The sequence below is a fragment of the Candidatus Poribacteria bacterium genome, assembly GCA_021162805.1.
In the GTDB taxonomy this organism is placed as follows: domain Bacteria; phylum Poribacteria; class WGA-4E; order B28-G17; family B28-G17; genus JAGGXZ01.
Genome location: JAGGXZ010000214.1, coordinates 1 through 17,333, shown reverse-complemented (window position 1 = coordinate 17,333; position 17,333 = coordinate 1). Strand labels below are relative to the sequence as shown.

15 protein-coding genes are annotated in these 17,333 nt (G+C 54.8%); all 15 read left to right on the top strand.

Annotated elements, in window-relative coordinates; translation table 11 throughout:
- The first annotated feature begins 32 nt into the window (after positions 1-32).
- Positions 33-971, top strand: coding sequence for a hypothetical protein (locus tag J7M22_17715; protein ID MCD6508441.1), 939 nt, complete (start codon positions 33-35; stop codon positions 969-971).
- On the top strand, positions 968-1,954 hold the full coding sequence (locus J7M22_17710) for a VWA domain-containing protein (GenBank protein MCD6508440.1): 987 nt from the start codon (positions 968-970) through the stop codon (positions 1,952-1,954). Before J7M22_17715 ends, J7M22_17710 begins: the two co-directional genes overlap by 4 nt.
- 16 nt (positions 1,955-1,970) lie before the next feature.
- Positions 1,971-2,963, top strand: coding sequence for a hypothetical protein (locus J7M22_17705; protein MCD6508439.1), 993 nt, complete (start codon positions 1,971-1,973; stop codon positions 2,961-2,963).
- 130 nt (positions 2,964-3,093) lie between these two features.
- Entirely contained in the window at positions 3,094-4,848 is a 1,755-nt protein-coding gene (tadA, locus tag J7M22_17700; GenBank protein MCD6508438.1) for a Flp pilus assembly complex ATPase component TadA, read from the top strand.
- A gap of 3 nt (positions 4,849-4,851) precedes the next feature.
- Positions 4,852-6,072: a type II secretion system F family protein gene (locus J7M22_17695; GenBank protein ID MCD6508437.1), complete on the top strand. Its 1,221-nt coding sequence runs from the start codon at positions 4,852-4,854 to the stop codon at positions 6,070-6,072.
- A 60-nt stretch (positions 6,073-6,132) separates the two neighbouring features.
- Positions 6,133-6,603: a type II secretion system major pseudopilin GspG gene (gene gspG / locus J7M22_17690; protein MCD6508436.1), complete on the top strand. Its 471-nt coding sequence runs from the start codon at positions 6,133-6,135 to the stop codon at positions 6,601-6,603.
- Positions 6,560-7,270, top strand: coding sequence for a prepilin-type N-terminal cleavage/methylation domain-containing protein (locus J7M22_17685; GenBank protein MCD6508435.1), 711 nt, complete (start codon positions 6,560-6,562; stop codon positions 7,268-7,270). Before gspG ends, J7M22_17685 begins: the two co-directional genes overlap by 44 nt.
- 5 nt (positions 7,271-7,275) lie before the next feature.
- Positions 7,276-7,686: a type II secretion system minor pseudopilin GspI gene (gene gspI, locus J7M22_17680; GenBank protein ID MCD6508434.1), complete on the top strand. Its 411-nt coding sequence runs from the start codon at positions 7,276-7,278 to the stop codon at positions 7,684-7,686.
- Positions 7,683-8,663: a prepilin-type N-terminal cleavage/methylation domain-containing protein gene (locus J7M22_17675; protein ID MCD6508433.1), complete on the top strand. Its 981-nt coding sequence runs from the start codon at positions 7,683-7,685 to the stop codon at positions 8,661-8,663. The genes gspI and J7M22_17675 overlap by 4 nt, the downstream gene beginning before the upstream one ends.
- Positions 8,660-10,129, top strand: coding sequence for a helix-hairpin-helix domain-containing protein (locus tag J7M22_17670; GenBank protein MCD6508432.1), 1,470 nt, complete (start codon positions 8,660-8,662; stop codon positions 10,127-10,129). The genes J7M22_17675 and J7M22_17670 overlap by 4 nt, the downstream gene beginning before the upstream one ends.
- Positions 10,126-11,793, top strand: coding sequence for a pilus assembly protein PilM (gene pilM, locus J7M22_17665; GenBank protein MCD6508431.1), 1,668 nt, complete (start codon positions 10,126-10,128; stop codon positions 11,791-11,793). Before J7M22_17670 ends, pilM begins: the two co-directional genes overlap by 4 nt.
- Positions 11,794-11,797: 4 nt before the next feature.
- Entirely contained in the window at positions 11,798-13,021 is a 1,224-nt protein-coding gene (locus tag J7M22_17660) for a helix-hairpin-helix domain-containing protein (GenBank protein MCD6508430.1), read from the top strand.
- 20 nt (positions 13,022-13,041) lie between these two features.
- The gene (locus J7M22_17655; protein ID MCD6508429.1) at positions 13,042-13,833 is read left to right on the top strand and encodes a hypothetical protein; all 792 of its coding nucleotides are present in this window, start codon (positions 13,042-13,044) and stop codon (positions 13,831-13,833) included.
- A 29-nt stretch (positions 13,834-13,862) separates the two neighbouring features.
- Positions 13,863-16,799 carry a hypothetical protein gene (locus J7M22_17650; protein ID MCD6508428.1) on the top strand — a complete coding sequence of 979 codons (2,937 nt, stop codon included), beginning with the start codon at positions 13,863-13,865 and terminating at the stop codon, positions 16,797-16,799.
- The coding region (locus J7M22_17645) for a hypothetical protein (protein MCD6508427.1) at positions 16,783-17,333 on the top strand (551 nt) is incomplete at its 3' end. The genes J7M22_17650 and J7M22_17645, both read left to right, overlap by 17 nt.

The following is a 17,333-nucleotide window of genomic DNA, read 5'->3' as shown; positions in this document are numbered from 1 at the left end:
TATATATTGCAATAAAACGAAGGGGCTTCTCAATGGATGATAAGATCTTTTCGATCTTTCTGTTAAGTTTAGTTCTTGTATCTACAGGGTTGCTCCTCTCATCGGCTCAGGAGGTCCAACCCGGCAGCGAGTTATCATATCCTATCCAAAGCAAGACCCCTTTCCAGAGGGAGAGGGGAACCGTATTTAAGATCGGTGCTGCTACGGATATACCTCAGGGTGTAACCTGCCGTCGGATCGTCTCGATCAGCTCCGACCTGAACATAGCCGGTAAAGTTAAGGGCAGTGTGATTTCGCTCTGGGGAGATGTAAACCTCGCCGATACTGCCCAGGTGGACGGGGACTTGATAATCATCGGCGGACGGTTAAAGGCCGATCCCAATGCGAGGATATCCGGGAGGATAAGGAAACTCTCCACAGGTGAGGCCTTCAGCGGGTTTATCTCCCTTATGTCCGGAATCCCCCGCGGTTACTGGGGCAACGTCGCCTGGATATCCTGGAAGGTCATCCTTTTCATCTGTATGTTGATCCTTCAGGTGCTTCTATTCGTCATCTTCCCCAGGAACGTTGAGGCGATGGCACATTGCGCGTCCGTCAAACCGATAGGCAGTTCCCTTCTGGCTTTGATCATCTTTCTGCTTCTTCCCCCGATCTCGCTCATGCTGATCCTCTCCCTCGTAGGGATCCCTGTGGTGCTGATACTTTGGGCGTTTCTGGTGGCGGCCGCTATTTTCGGCAAGATAGGCCTGTTCGTCGCCCTCGGCAACTCCCTCTTTCAGACGGATCGGATGTCTTTGATATCGGTGGTTGTCGGATATACCGTCTATCGCGTTTTGACCTTCTTGCCCGTAGTGGGCAAGCCGATCTTCGTCGTGGTCACCTTTCTGGCGATCGGCGTCTGCATAAGAACCGGGTTCGGATCAAAGGCGCCTCGGAAGAAGGTGACGCGGGCGGAGTATAGGCGGAGATGAGCTTCAGAGATCCGATATGGCTCGCACTTCTTCTCCTCCTTCCCCTCCTCCTGTGGCTGAGCGATAGACATCGAAAGGGCATCCCCTCGTCTCTCTTCTATCTTTCCATCCCCCGGACCTCATGGCGTTCTAAGGCTTGGAGAATGAGGATATACCTCAGGCTGCTCCTCCTGTGCATGATCGTCCTCGCCCTCGCCCGACCTCAATCCTTCCCGATCATGCGGAAGGTTAAATCCAAAGGAGGCGATATCATGCTGGTGGTTGACATCTCGACCAGCATGTTGGCGGAGGATTTCGACGGCGAAAGCAGGATAGAGGCGACCAAACGGGTCCTCAGGGAATTCATCGCCAGACACCCCAACTCCAGGATGGGCCTGATCCTGTTCGCCCGGACGGCCTTTCCCGTCTGTCCCCTGACGTATGACCATTCGGCTCTGCTCAGACTGATCGGAAGGATCAGGGTCGGGATCTTGAAAGACGGCACCGCCATAGGCTCGGCCCTTCTCTCCGCGGCTAAGAGGTTGGCGGGATTCAAATCAATGGGAAAGGCTGTTATACTTTTAACGGATGGCGAGAACAACTGGGGCATCGATCCGATTAAGGCCGCTGAAACCGTTTCATCCCTTGGAATAAGGGTGTACGCCATCGGGGTGGGAAGCCCTGCCGGTGCTCCCGTCCCTATATCTCATCCCATATTCGGCAAAAGCTATGCTCGGGATGAGACGGGGAAAATCATCATCGCCAAGCTCGACGAGAAGACGCTACGCCGAATCGCACGCATAACCGATGGGGCCTATTTCAGGGCGACCGATTCACAGGAACTGAACAGAGCCTACGAGGAGATAACCAGGATGGAGAAAACGAGGTTCGAGAGGAGCACACCGATCAGGCGGGAGCTATTCGGCTATTTCCTCCTGACGGCCCTGCTGCTCCTCCTGTTAGATGTAATTCTCTTCAACCTGCTTATCCCTAAGATACCCTGAGACCTCGGTGGTTGAGATGCCGCTTTACAGGTGGGAAGGCGACAGATTCAGGCTTATAGCCGATGTGAGAATTGAGGAGAAGCGGATTGAGGAGATGATAGAGGAGGACCCAAGTATTCTGTTCGGGACTGAGCCGATCATGATAATCGGTCGACAGGGCAGAGTCGAAGGGGGTAGGTATGATCTTTTAGGGCTTGACCGAATAGGTAACACCGTCATCATAGAGGTCAAACGCAGCAGAAGGCCGCGCAATACCATCGGCCAGGTGCTGGAATACGCCGCCCGCATATCGAGAATGGGATACGCCGATCTGGAGCGGATCGCCAGAAGGTGGTTCGAGGGAAGAGGACGCCACTTCAGCACCCTCATCGAGGAACACAGGCGGTTTTTCCACCATGAGATAGGCGAGATCGATGAAGACGACTTCAATCGCAGACAGAGATTGGTGATCCTCTGTCAGGGTAGTGATCCCAGGTCGTTTGAGATCGTCAGGTATCTGCGCCGACTCGGTGTGGACATAAACTACATCTCCTATCTCACCTATAGAAAGGGCGATGAGACGTTGATCAGTGCCGAGGAGATCGTGGGAGGAAAGATCTCCGAGCCGAAGGGAGAGTATATCGCTCGTAGAAAACGGACAAGATATATGACGAGGGGCGAATTTTTAGCCTGCTTCGCCATGACTCCCATGTGTGAGGTCGCAGAGGAGTTCATGCGATATATAGATGAGACGGGAGGGATCGTAAGAAACAGAATGGGCAAGTTGAGGGTGACGGCGGGCGGCAAATGGTGGATGGATCTCTTCCCGTCCAAACGGGGCACGCATTTCAGGGTCTACGTATACACCGAGCTCATGATGGAGGAGGTAGCTGAGCTCAGGAAGATGTTGCCCGACATGAGGGTGTTTGTAGACAGAGTGGCCTTCAACATATCCTCCTTGGATCAGCTTAAGATCGCCGAGGACAGGGTTATTGAACCGGCGAGGTTGGAACTGATCGGGGAAGGATAAGACGATCTATCAGGGATTTGCTGCCCTCCGAGCGATACGATTGTAGTTTGGCTCTGTTAAACCAACCCTCCCCTTTTTCGTCTAAGTCAAGCGGTGAAAATTCCCAGACAAAGTAAAGGGGGCTGTCATCTTGCTTACGTTAGCCGATAAAGCTTTGACGAAGATAATGTTGGATGCCGGAATGATCGATGAGAGCGAGTATGCTGAGATCATGAGGCAGATCGAGTCCTCGGAGAAACCCGATCTGGATGAGATCCTGGTCAACGGCGGCTACATCACCCCCAGGGAGCTGGAGCTGGTCAGAAGAAGCATGGAGCTCGATATCCCCTGTGTCAGCCTCAAGAACGTGACGGAGGAGGATAAGGACGAGGAGGCCGTCTCCAAGATCCTTCCGAGCTTCGCTCTCCGCAGAAGGGTCGTCCCCCTCCAGTTGAGCGAGGATAACGTCCTGAAAATCGCCATGCCCGATCTGGATCTCGCCGTGATAGACGACATAAGGTTGGTGACGGGATGCGAGGTCGAGCCCGTTCTGGCGCTGGAGGAGGAGATACAGGAGGCGATCAGGCGGTTTTACGGCAAGACGGCCAAGGACGTCATAGATGCCGAGGCGCCCATCGGGGTGGACACGACGGAGGGCGTTCAGACCATAGCCGACTACGGCCTTAAGCCTGAGGATCTGGCGACCAACCCGACCGTCATACACGCCGTCAACCAGATAATCATCGATGCCGTAAGGGAAAAAGCCAGCGACATCCATATCGAGCCCTTCGAGAACGAGGTGCTGATAAGATATCGTATAGACGGCGTTCTGGAGCGTAGGCCCAGTCCGCCGAAATACCTCCAGCATGCCATAACCTCACGAGTCAAGCTTCTGGCGAAGATGAACATCGCCGAACGACGCAGGCCGCAGGACGGCAGGATCCAGCTCCGTATCGAAAGCCTGGGGAACAGGGAGATAGATATCCGCGTCTCGACCGTGCCGGTGTTGTGGGGCGAAAGCGTAGTGATGCGTATCCTGGATAAGGAGGCCATGGCCTATGATCTGGAAAGCCTCGGCCTGTTGGAGGATAACCTCCAGCAGTTCTATCAGCTCATAAGCAAGCCATATGGGATCATCCTCTCCACCGGCCCGACCGGAAGCGGAAAGACGACGACGCTTTACGCCTGCCTCAAGAAGATCAACACCGAACAGGTTAAGATAATCACGATTGAAGAGCCGGTCGAGTATGACCTTGAGGGGATCAACCAGATAGAGGTCAGACCTGAGATAGGGGTCACCTTCGCCGCCGGATTGAGGCATATACTCAGACAGGATCCGGACATCATCATGGTGGGTGAGATACGAGATCTGGAGACGGCCGAGATGGCCATACACGCCTCTCTGACGGGACATCTGGTCTTCAGCACGCTGCATACGAACGACGCCGCGAGCGCCATAACAAGGCTCATAGATATGGGCATAGAGCCGTTTCTGGTCGCCTCCACCCTGGAGGGGATAGTCGCCCAGAGGCTCGTCAGGAAGGTCTGCAAGTCCTGCGCTCAGAGGTATCACCCGACCGAGGAGGAGCTCAGGAGCATGGGGGTTGACCCGGAGACAGTGCCGGACGATCTGATGATCTACAGGGCCGTGAGGGGAGCCGACTGCGACGAGTGCAGGGGAAGAGGCTATGTCGGCAGGACGGGGATCTTCGAGGTGATCGTGATGAACGATCAGTTGAGGCAGATGGCGATGGAGAACGTCCCATCCCAGCAGATCAAGCAGGAGGCCAGAAAATACGGGATGAGGACCCTGCGTGAGGACGGATGGCGCAAGGTGGTGATGGGGATAACGACGATCGAGGAGGTCATGAGGATCACTCAGAGCGAGGCATACGAGGGGGTGTGATCGGTGCCGAGGTTCAGATATGAGGCTCTAACTGCCACCGGAGCCACGCGATCAGGATCAATAGATGCCTCCTCACAACAGGAGGCCATAGCGATTCTGCGCAAGATGGATCTCTTCCCCACCAGGATCGTCGAGGAGGGGGAGGAGGGCGAAAGGCGGGCCTTCAGGATACCCCTCCTCGGCGGCAGGGTTCGATCAAGCGAGGTGGAGTTCTTCAGCTATCAGATGGCCACCATGCTCAACGCCGGCGTGCCGCTCGCGGAGGCTCTGGGGATCGTCATCGGTCAGATCGCCAATAAGACCTTCAAGAGGGTCATAAGCCAGGTGAGGGAGGATGTGGAACACGGGGCGACGCTTGCCGACGCCATGAGCCGCCATCCCCAGGTTTTTTCCGAGCTTTACGTGAACATGATCCGCGCCGGGGAGATGGGCGGGATCTTAGGCTCCGTATTTGAGAGATTGGCCAGCTTCTCTGAGAGACAGAGACTGCTTAAAAGCGCCGTCATATCCGCCATGTTCTACCCGGCGATTCTCTTCACGATGAGCTTGGTGATCCTGGTCGTGTTGACTGTCTTCGTCATACCCAAATTCACGGCTATGTTCGCCGAGATGAAGATCACACTCCCCGCGCCGACCAGGATGCTCATAGCCTTCACCGGAGGGGTGAGAGATTGGTGGTGGCTGATTCTGATCGGATTGATCACGATTATCTTCGGGATAAGGCAATATGCCAAAACGGAGAACGGCAAAATCGCCCTGGACGGGCTCAGGATAAAGATGCCGCTCATCGGATCGATCTTCAGGGCCTTCGCGCTGGCGAGGTTCACCAGGACGATGGGGACGCTATTGGAGAACGGCGTCATATTGCTCGACGCCCTGACGGTCGTTAAAGATACCATCGGCAACAAGGTCTATGAGAAGGCGGTTGAACAGAGCATCGAGGAGATAAAACACGGCTCCACGTTGGCGAGACAGATGAGGGAGCAGGGTATTTTCCCCGAGATGGTGGTCAACATGATCTCTATCGGCGAGGAATCGGGAAAACCCGAAGTGATGTTCAACAAGCTGGCGGATTTCTACGATCTTGAGACCAGAAAGCATCTCGATCGTGTTACCAGCACGGTCGGACCCTTAGTTGTCCTGCTCATGGGCGGTATGGTCGCCTTCATGGCCGTGGCGATGGTCCTGCCCATCTTTGAGGCAAGCACCGCATTGGGAGGATAAGTGGCGGTCGGCGGACGGCCGACGGCGGACGTTATATTTGATAATGGAGGTGTCCAGGCCATGTCTTTGAGAACAAATGGGAAGAGGAGAAAGAGGAGGGAACGGGGTTTCACCCTGATAGAGCTGCTGATCGTCATAACGATCTTAGGCATCCTGGCCACGATGGTCGGCACCAGGGTGATCAGACAGCCGGATAAGGCTCGGGTGGCCAAGGCGAAGGTTGAGATACGCGTCCTCAGCCAGGCGCTGCAGCAGTATGCCATAGATAACGGCGATTACCCGACGACCGAGCAGGGGCTCAGGGCTCTGTGGGAGAAGCCCTCGATACCGCCTGAGCCGCCTAACTGGGACGGCCCCTACATCGATAGGCCAACCTTTAACGATCCATGGGGTAATCCCTATGTCTATCAATACCCCGGAACGCATCAGGGGTATGACTTCGACCTCTATTCGCTCGGCAAGGACGGTAAGGAGGGCGGAACCGGATATGACGCTGATATCACTAATTGGGAGGAGACCGGAACACAATAGTAGCAAAGGCTTCACGCTGATCGAGGTGACGATCGTTCTGGCGCTCATAATGATCCTGATCGGCATCGCCTCGCCTTCGCTTAAAAGGGTAACTGAGACGAGCAAGCTTAAAAGCACCGCTCGTATGATCAGATCTCTGCTGGCCTACACAAAGGACGTAGCGATAACCGAAGGGACGGATTATCTGGTCGTGTTCGACCTGGATAATCAGATGTTCTGGTTGGCCGACAGATCCGCCTTGGATCAGGGGGATCTGAGCCTTTCGCTCGCCGGCGCTTTGACCCTGGCGACGACCACGGCTCAGAGCACGTCGTCAACCTCGACGACGGCGGGCTCGACGGGGTCATCGACGTCGGAATCGATCTCACGAACCAGCATGATCCTCGGTGTCCCTCAGAGACCTCACGAGAACGTGGTGATGCTGGCCATGGAGACGAACCACGAGACAGGAAGGCAGGTGATCACAACGGGGATGGATTACATCCCCTTCTCCATGCTTGGCACATCGGAGAACTCCGCCATATATCTCGCCTCGGTCACCGGGAGATATATGGCGGTGAAGGTTAAAAGATCGGGGATCATCGAGGTTGAGCAGATCTCAGAGGAGGAACTCCAACAGATGGGAGTGGACACGTCGATGATCTCGGGCGTGGGAGCCGGGAGATGATGGAGATGATAGGGAGAACCGGTGAAAGGGGATTCACGCTTGTGGAGATAGCGGTCTCGATAGCTATACTCGCCATAGCCCTTCCACCCCTCATATCGGCTTTCTCCAGAAGCTCCATATGGCAGGCTCAGGCGGAAAACAGGACGATGGCCCTCTTCCTGCTCAAATATAAGATGGCTGAGATCGAATCGCAGGGGTTTCCGGACGTCGGGGAGGATGAGGGGGAGTTCGGTGAGAACTCCCGGTTCAGATGGCAGAGCAAGATAGAGAACACCGACACGGACGGCCTTAGAAAGGTTACCGTGATCGTCACCTGGCAGGAGAGAGGCAGGGAGAGGGCGGTGGCCGCCACCACGTACATCGCCGATAGAACCATCACTCCTCAGGAGGGAACGACGGGAGGCGGTTCGAGATGATTGTAACGTTGAACGTTGAACGTGTAACGTGCCAACGGTTAACGGGGGAAAGAGGGTTCACCCTGATAGAGCTGATGGTCGCCGTGACGATCCTGGTCATCATCGGCGGAACCGCCTACACATCATATAACGCCGCCATCAAGGTCTATCAGAAGCATCAGGCCAGAATGGAGACGGTTCAGAAATGTCGGGCAGCTCTGGAGCAGATCGCCCGCGACCTGGAGAACCTCTTCTTCATCGAGCAGGACGAGGACCTACTCATGACCTCCGAGGATTATCAAAATGAGGAGGGGATGGATCAGGACACGATAAGCTTCGTCAGGGTGATCGATCCCAGATATGAATTCTACCAGTTCGTTCAGACACAGCAACAGGAGGGGTGGACGTTACAAAACGTGGAACAAGCGGAGGGAACTCCCGTCAACACAGATCTCATCCGCGTCGGATACATGATAGCTGAGGATCCGAACCTCGCCGAGAGGGAGATGATCCTGAGCACGCTCGGCCAGACCTCCCAGGCGGTCTCGCCCTATTCGCTCTATCGGATCACAACCCATACCCTGAACTACGATGATGGGCTGTCACAGGTCTTCGAGGGGGAGGTCTCGCCGGCCGATCTGATCGAGGCCGAGGAGGCGCAGGGGCAGGAGTACCAGACTATGTATCAAAGCGAATCGCAGCTCAAAGCCACGGGGGAGAGCGAAGCGGTTTTGAAGGCCGAGGTCATAGCCGAAAACGTCCTCATGCTCGATCTTAAGTATTTCGACGGCGAGGATTGGCTCGATTACTGGGATATGCAGGAGCAGGGAGGACAGCTTCCAAAAGCGGTCATGATAACCCTCTCGGTTACCGATGAGAAGGGTAAGGTCACCGTGACCGAGATGACGATCGTACACCTCAACCTCAGCAAGGAAACCGCTTCACAGGGCGGCGCTATGCCCGGAGCTCAGCCGTTTCAGGGAGGCGGTGGGCCGTGAGAAGGTCGGGCTTCTCGCTCATAGCAACCCTTTGGATATTGACGATACTGACCGTCCTGGCCACTGAGTTCCTCTATTCGACCGGACTCGAACGGAGGATCGACGCGAATTTCGCCGACAGAACGAGATTGTTCTACGTGGCTAAGGCCGGATTCGAGGCAAGCCTCATATCGCTTAAAGAGGATGAAACCCCGTACGATTCCCTCGATGAGGACTGGGCTCAGGAGCAGGAAGGCGAGATAGACGATCCGTTGGTGGAAGGTAAGACGCTTAAATACAGGGTGAAGATCGAGGATGAATCGGCGAAGGTGAATCTGAACACGGCGGATGAAGGGGTGTTGGCCGGACTGATACAGCTCGCCGGCGCCGATGAGGACACGGCAAAAAGCCTCGCCCAGGCCATCGTCCAGAGACGCAGCCAGAGTAAATTCCGCACCGTGGGAGAGCTGGCAGAGGTGGAAGGGATGACCAAGGAGCTGCTCTATGGAACGGGCACGACCTCATCACAGCAGTCCACAACCACACAAGCCCTCTCCGCCACTTCCTCAACGACCTCCTCCGCTCTCTCGAACTCCTCCCTTCAGGTCAAGCTCGGCCTTGCCACGGGCGAGACGAACGAACAGCAGCCGATACCGCTTATCGAGACACTGACCGTCTACTCCGCTGCCAGATCCTTCGACCCGAACTCTGATGAGAAACCGGTTAACATCGCCAAGGCGGATGTTAACCAGATAACAGGGATAACGGACGATGAGGGCAGAGAGATATTCACACAGGCTGAGGCCCAATCGATCGTGGACTACAGGGAGCAACATCCCTTTAAGAGCATATTCGATCTCTTAGATGTGCCGGCCGTCTCGGAGAAAACCTTTAACGACATCAAGAAACGAATCAAGACCTCCGGGGAAAGCGATAAGAAGAGGATTAACATCAACACGGCCGATGAGGGCGAGCTGGCATCGCTGCCCGGATTTGATAACGGGGTAGCTGAGGACGTGATAAGATACAGGGACGAGATCGGAGGATACAGAAACACGGATCAGATAAGGGAGGCGAAGGTCATAACTGTGGACGAGTTCAAAGGTATAACGGATAAGATCACGGTCCACGATGAAGGGGCTGTGCCGGGATTGATAAACATCAACACCGTCCCGATCGAGATCCTTCAGATCCTGCCGGGCATGGATGAGGAGAAGGCGCAGGCGATCATCCAGGCCCGATCGGTCGATGAGAACAGCTCGCAAAGCTCAGGTCAACCCTTCCAGAGCCTCGGAGATCTGATGGACGTGGAGGGGATGGACCCGGATACGCTCAAGCAGCTCGGCCCGATGATAACCGTCCGATCGGACGTGTTCAGGGTGGAATCGTATGGGATCTCCGATGACGGCAAAGAGGTAGGATATTGCATGGGTGTAGTGGACAGAACCGGAGATCGGATTGAAATTAAACTCTGGAGACAGAGATGAGATACCTAGCCGTAGACATAGGAACGAATGCCGTTAAAAGCCTCCTCGTGGAGGTATCGGATAGGCAAACCGGCGTGATAAAGCACGCTCATGTCACCCTGGATAGATCCTCCTCGTCGAGGATTGAGGACAGGATGATAGTTGAAGCGGTGAGGAGCGCTGTCAAGGGGATGAAAGGAAAGGTGATAATCGCCTCGATCCCCCGTTCGATGGTGGTGGTGAGGGACGTGGCGAATCTGCCTCGGGCGAGAGATGAGGCGAACCTCAGAAGCGCCGTGGAGATGCAGGTTGCCCCCGATATGCCCTTCCCCATGGAGAAGGCAATAGGGGATATACAGAACGTCGTGGAGAGCGAGGGCAGGCTATCCCTGCAGTTCGTCGCCGCCCGAAGGGATGATGTGGAAAGATACATGTCCATACTGGAGGAGGCTGACGTCAAGCCGGATATGCTCATCCCCTCGGCCTTCGCCACAGCCCTAGCCGCGGGTAAGGCGGTCGATGAGGAGATAAGCCAATCCCCCGTGCTCTTCCTGGATATCGGCGCCGGCAGAACCGATATGGGCATCATCCTCGCCGGAAGACTGGCCTTCTCCAGGAGCTTCCCCGTCGGCGGAGATATGCTGACCGCTTCGATCGCCAGGAGACTCGGCGTGGAGTTCAGGGAAGCCGAGAGGATAAAACATCAGGAGGCCTATTTGCCCTCCTCCGATCTGAGCCTTCCAGGCGAGAGGGAGGAATCGGAATCCACGGAAGGTGAGATAGACGAAAGACGCGGTGTGGTGGCCGATACGACCGGGAAATGGGCCTCGAGGCTGGCCCTGGAGGTCGAAAGGTCGATCCAAGCTTTTCTGAGCGGGATGATCGGCGAGACGAGGATCAGTCCTTCTAAACTTCTCCTCTGTGGCGGCGGGGCTAGGCTACGCGGGCTGGAGGGATACCTGCGCGAGCGGCTCAACATAGATGTGGTGAGGTGGAACCCGATGGGGGCGATTCCCGGCGGCGAGAAGGTGGCGGAGGCGGATGGAGATCTCTTCGCGCTTCCCGTTGGCCTCGCGAGGATGGCCATCGACGGCGTTAAGCTCGCAAGCCTCATCCCACCCGAGGAAAGGGAGAGAAAGGAGAGAAGGGAGTTTCTCACAAAGGCGATATCATATGCCGCAGCGGTTGTGCTGGGGATAGCCCTGCTGGGAACCGGCCTCACCCTCTGGGATAACCACATCGAGGGGATGCTCGCTGATATTAACTCCCAACTCCTGAAAACGCAGAAGACCAGCCAGCAGTCGAGGTCCATGCTCCTTAAAAACCTCGCTATGCTTGATTTGATGAAGCCAAAGGTTTCCCCGCTGGATGTGCTGAGGGAGTTAAGCCTGATGTTCCCGGATAGGACGAAGATCGCCTTCACCAACCTGCAGATCGATAAGAACGGCAAGGTGACGATCAGCGTGGAGGCCTCCTCGCACGATGCTATAAGCGAGGCGATACGGAAGATCGATAGATCGCTTCTCTTCGAGGATGTCAAGCAGGGTCAGATCGCCTCGGTGGAGAAGAACAAGAGGCCGATACTTCAGGTCCAGATAAGTTTCAAAATCTCTCCTAAGGCAAACGAAATCATCGCCGGCTCCTCCGGTGCCGGTGAAAGCCAAGTGGCAGAGGCTGGAAGGTGAGACGATGCGGAAGCTAACCACAAGGGAGAAGGTAGGACTTGGGATATTAGGAGTGGCCGTCGTCTTTTCGGCTTTCTATCTCCTCATATGGCCCCTTATCTCAGGCTGGATGGAGGCATATGCTGAGCTGAACGATAAGCGGAACCGGCTTGAAATGGCTGAGAAACTGGCGCAGATGGAAGGGGCGATGAAACTGCTGGAGATGAGGGTGCAAAGGGAATTGGGTGTGGCAGATCAGCCGATCATATCGGATGAGATGATAAAGAAGATCTCAGAGAAGTTCTCCATCGGGAATGAGGAGGGGAAGAAGGATATAAACAAAGCCACCTTCCTCGACCTGATGAAGGTGGAAGGACTCGATTCGGCAACGGCGAACGAGATAATAAGATACAGAAATATGTTAGGCGGTTTTCAAAGTCTGGATCAGCTTAAAGAGCTACGCTCCTCCGTCTTCGAGGAGGGGGATGAGCAGGCGGCGATAATAGGTAGGGTTTCCCAGATCGCTAAGGAATCGGGCATAAGGAAGATCGACCAGTTGGGCGTCAGACCGATCGTTTCAACCAAACCGATTCCCATCTCCCAGAAGACAAAGCTCAATCTCGTCAAAGAGCTATACGCCGCTGAACTTGAGCTACAGATGAAATCGATCGAAAACGACCGCCCGATTAAATCCCACCTCGTTTTCCCACTTCTGCCAACTCAACTTCCAAAGGAGTTGAAACTACGGGTGGCGCGGAAAATTATGGAAACCGGCAACCCGCTTACCAAGGAGGAATACGAAGGGATCATATCCGAATATCTGGCTGAGATACCATCTGAGGAGGAGCAACCTCTGCCCATGGAGGAGGAGATAGCCAACGCCCTGAACGAACTGGCAGGTGGTGTGACGTCGGAAAGCAGTGAGGAGGGATCACCTCAAAATAAACCCCAAATGGAAAGGGTGAACTCACAGGAAGCCCTGAAACTTCTCATGCAATACAACCAGGAGGTTAAGGCGAAGAGAAACGATCTTTTAGCGCTGATAACCGGTATTCCCGCCTCGTATAAACCTCGAGTCTACTACGTGGATATGACTTTCAAAACGAAATTGGAAAGCCTTGTCAAATTTATACTCAGCCTACAGCAATCCTCCAAATGGCTGGAACCGAGGGGACTTAGAATAGGGGTAGCCGACGAGAAACAGGGTATCCTCGGCGTGCGGTTGACGATCATAGCTAACGCCCTTTGACTTGGAGGAGGTGAGCGAATTTGAAATCGACAATCCCGAAGGTATTAACCCTCTTGATCGTAGGATTCATGATGGTTTCATTCAACTATCATGCTCTCGGCCAGGGAATGCCCAAGAAGGCCTTAAGGCTGATCGCCAAGGTCGCCAAGGAGCAGGGGGTATCGGTCAAGGAGCTGAGGCGAAATCCCAAACTGCGACAGAAGGTCTTCGAAGAGTTCAAGAAAAATCCGAAGTTGCGGGCTGAGATAAAGAGGATAATCGATGAAGGCGAATCGACCGGTAAGGGACTTGATTACGAGGTGATAGTTCGGAACAACCTCTTTCGACCTCTCGGATACAGGGAGCGCAAAAGAAGGCCGTCATATACCCTCCTGGGCACGGTGATAGTAGAGGGAAAGGGCAAAAGCAGGGCTCTCATATACGATAACAATACCCATAAGGCCTACTATGTATCTGAGGGGGAAAGGATCGGAGAGGCCACTGTGGAGAGGATTGAGCATAGAAAGGTGATCCTGAAGGTCGGCGACGGTGAGGTCAACCTGAACCTGGATAAGATCGGCTTTCTCACATCGAGGGGAGGTCGCCGTGGGCCGTCAAGAGGTAGACCGGGCGGAGGGAAACCGCCTAAGGAGTTCAAGCCACCTCCTCGGTTCATCCCTGAGGGCGGTCCGCCACCGCCTCCCGGCTTCCCAGCCGAAAAGTGGAGGGGACTTTCTCCTGAGGAGAGGAAAAGGATTATGGAGAAGATGGGGAGAATAAGGATAAGAGAGATTCGCCGCCCCATCCCTGTTCCTTTGAATAGAGCACCTTAAATTAACATATGTTTGAAGGGGAGCTTGCTATGAAGAGATACAGATGGACGATAAGCCTTTTGATGGTTGCCTTGTTCATAACCGCCTGCTTGCCCGTCCTCGCTCAGGGGCCCGGAGACCGGACGCCCGGCAAAAACGTCATGAAGGTCGAGGAGCGAGGTCCGGATAACAAGGCCAAGAGGATAACACTGGACTTCGTCAACGTCGATCTACCGTCGCTGTTTAGGTTTCTCAGTTCGGAGACGAATCTGACCATCATAGCGGCAGAGGAGGACATAAAGGATAAGAAGATATCGCTGGTCAACCTCAAAAACGTCACGGTTCAGGAGGCGCTGGAGCAGATAAAATCGGGGTTATCCCAGCTGGGGCTGACCACGATTCAGACAGATAAGACGATCATAATCACGACGATCGCCAAGGCCGTCAGGATGAAGGTGCCCGTCTTCGTGGGGAAAGATCCCGAGAAGATCAAACCTACGGATCAGGTGATCACGCAGGTAATGCCGCTTCAATATGCCGCCGCGCAAGAGCTGGTGAACGCCTTCAAGGGGATGGTCTCGCAGAACGCCGTCATATTCGCCGATACCGACACCAACTCGCTCGTCATAACCGACGTCGCCTCCAACATCCGCAGGATAGCCGAGATCATAAGCGTCATAGACGCCGAACCGGAGGTGCCGATAAAGGTCAAGATAATCAAGCTCAAATACGCGGACGCCACCTCCCTCGCCCAGACGCTCCAACAGGTGTTCCAGATGGAAGGCGTGGTGCAGAACGTGCTGCGGAAGATAAGAGGGCGCAGGCCGGGGGAGATAAAGGATATCGTCAAACGCACCATAGAGAGCGGGGGGGCACTGGATCTGCTGAGGGGAAGGATCGAGATAACGGCCGACGCCAACACCAACTCGCTCATCGTCAAGGCGTCCGAGGAGAACATAGCCTACATAGAGGAGCTTGTTAAAAAGCTGGATCAATCACCGACGGCCAACATGGAGATGAAGATATTTAAACTGAAATATGCCATAGCCGAGGACGTGGCCAATCTGCTGGATGAACTGTTGGGAATGGGAGCTCGTACGGCACCATCGTGGGAGCGATGGAGGCTGAGGATGTGGTCGGCCGAACGGAGGTTCAGGATGAGGCGTGAGGGAATTCAGACCGCCGGAATGGGGATCGTCGGCGAGGTGAGGGTAACCGCCGAGGACAGATTGAACGCCGTCATAGTCGTCACCGATCCCCGTAACTTTCCCATAATCGAGAACCTGATAAAACAGCTCGATCAATATCCGGCCGAGCAGCAGCAGACCGTAAGATTCTACCTTCTTAAAAACGCCGACGCTCAGACCGTGGTGGATAACCTCCAGAGCCTTTTCGAGGGCGTTGACAGAAACCTGCCATGGTGGATACGCGAGAGGAGGAGGCCGGAGGAGCAAAGGGTGGCGGGCATCCAGGGAACGGTCAACATGGTGGCGGACGATAGATTAAACGCCGTCATCATCGCCACGAACCCTCAGAACTTCACGGTTATAGATAAGCTCATAGAACAGATGGATCAGAGCATCCCTGAGCAGGAGTGGGCCACGAAGGTTTATAAGCTGAAATACGCCGACGCGGAGAACGTCGCACAGATCATAACCAACATGTACGGCGGAACCCAGCGGGGGCCGATGCCCTTCTTCTTCATCCCGCGAAGACAGAGGAGGACGATCGGCGGATCTCTGGCCGGAAACGTCTCGGCGGTGGCCTACCCGACCTTAAACGCCGTCATAGTCTCCACATCGCCCGCCAAGAACTTTGAGCTCATAGATGAGTTCATCAAGGAGCTGGATGTCCCAACGCCTGAGGAGCATCAGGAGACCACCGTGGTCTATCAGCTTGAATACTCTGACGCTCAGGAACTGGCCGATCTTCTCAACTCCATGTGGCAAAGTGCCCTTTCCAGAAGGAGCATGAGGGGACGTTTCTCCTTCTTCAGATTCCTGATGGGCGGGCAGATAGAGCAGAAGGATATAAACACGCTCGCCGGTCAGGTCGATATCGTCGCCGATACAAACACAAACTCCCTCCTGATAACAACGCCTAAGAGAAACGTCGAAAAGGTCCTGAACATCATCAAACAGCTTGACGTCAGCCGCGGGCAGGTCTGGCTCGACATCAATATCCTGGAGGTCACCCTCGATGACGATACGAAGTTGGGATTAGAGCTGGCCCTTAAGGAGAAGAGGATCGCCGGGATCGACAGGCTCACCGGCGAGGTGAACTCATCGCTACAGCTGAGAAATGAGCTTATAGGGTTCACCTATTCGCTGGCGACGAAGGAGTATCAGGCGTTGCTTTATAATTTGATGAAGGAGAACAAGGTCCGAACGCTCGCCTCACCTTCGATATTAGTGAGGGACAACAAACCCGCCACGATCAGCATAGGCAAGAACATACCGTATCTAGAGCGAACGCAGGTATCCCCCGTGACCGAAGCTGAGACGTTGTCTTTTGCATATCTGGAGAACGTCGGCATCAACATCGACATCATCCCGCACATCTCCAAGGCGAAGGCCACCGGTGAGGAGAAACGGACCATAGGGCTTGAGATAAACCAGATCAACACCGGCGACCTCCTGGAGTACACCACCTTCAACGCCCCAGTCACCTCCAGCACCACCTTCAGCACATACATCGATGTGGAGGATGGCCAGCAGATAGTGATAGGTGGCCTGATAAGGCAGAAAAAACAGAAGACCACCTATCAAGTGCCCATACTGGGAAGCATACCCTTCATCGGAAGGCTGTTCAAGAGGACAGATGACACCACCGAGAACACCGAGATCATAGTTCTGATCACGCCCCATATCGTCAACATCAAGAACGCCCAGGATAAGGAGATGCTCAAGAGGAAGCAGACGGAGAAGTTCGGCAGATTGGAGGAGGAGACAAAACAGGGGAGCCGACCCATTGAGGAAAGAGAGTAGTAAGAACACGACGGGGATGATCGGGGCCCTTCTCTCCGCCTGGAGGGCGGAGGTTATAAACGGCCTGAGATGGGGGACGCGAAGATGGTCCCTCATCGCCGGCTGGGCCGGGGTATTTTTCCTCTCTTTCGTCCTCTACAAAGCCGCCGGCAGCGCCCTGAGATATGCCGTCTCAGTGCTGGATTCCGAGCTTGCCCTCCGATTGGAACTCACGTTCATCAACCTGTTCATGGCGGTCGGTCTTATCATGCTGCTCAGGGGATTGATAGACGGCACCTTCAGGCACTGCTACGAGTCGTCCGATCTTCCCATATTGATCAAATCCCCCGCGCCGCCACATCTGATCTTCGCCCACAAGATGGCGCGGGTCATAGGCGCTAACCTGTTCGGACTGCTCTTCTGGCTGTTGCCGCCGTGGCTGGCGATGGCCGGTCTGTTTCATCCTGGCCCTCTTTTTTTCATCCTTCTCCTCCCCATCCTGTTTGCGCTCCTCGTCCTTACTGAAGCGAGCGTTGCTCTGATAAGTTTGCCCCT

What these genes read in the sequence shown, in the direction of transcription:
- gspI (MCD6508434.1), top strand. Translation starts at nt 7,276, where the DNA reads ATGATAGGGAGAACCGGTGAAAGGGGATTCACGCTTGTGGAGATAGCG.
- J7M22_17705 (MCD6508439.1), top strand. Translation starts at nt 1,971, where the DNA reads ATGCCGCTTTACAGGTGGGAAGGCGACAGATTCAGGCTTATAGCCGAT.
- J7M22_17650 (MCD6508428.1), top strand. Translation starts at nt 13,863, where the DNA reads ATGAAGAGATACAGATGGACGATAAGCCTTTTGATGGTTGCCTTGTTC.
- J7M22_17710 (MCD6508440.1), top strand. Translation starts at nt 968, where the DNA reads ATGAGCTTCAGAGATCCGATATGGCTCGCACTTCTTCTCCTCCTTCCC.
- J7M22_17675 (MCD6508433.1), top strand. Translation starts at nt 7,683, where the DNA reads ATGATTGTAACGTTGAACGTTGAACGTGTAACGTGCCAACGGTTAACG.
- J7M22_17685 (MCD6508435.1), top strand. Translation starts at nt 6,560, where the DNA reads ATGACGCTGATATCACTAATTGGGAGGAGACCGGAACACAATAGTAGC.
- J7M22_17715 (MCD6508441.1), top strand. Translation starts at nt 33, where the DNA reads ATGGATGATAAGATCTTTTCGATCTTTCTGTTAAGTTTAGTTCTTGTA.
- gspG (MCD6508436.1), top strand. Translation starts at nt 6,133, where the DNA reads ATGTCTTTGAGAACAAATGGGAAGAGGAGAAAGAGGAGGGAACGGGGT.
- pilM (MCD6508431.1), top strand. Translation starts at nt 10,126, where the DNA reads ATGAGATACCTAGCCGTAGACATAGGAACGAATGCCGTTAAAAGCCTC.
- J7M22_17660 (MCD6508430.1), top strand. Translation starts at nt 11,798, where the DNA reads ATGCGGAAGCTAACCACAAGGGAGAAGGTAGGACTTGGGATATTAGGA.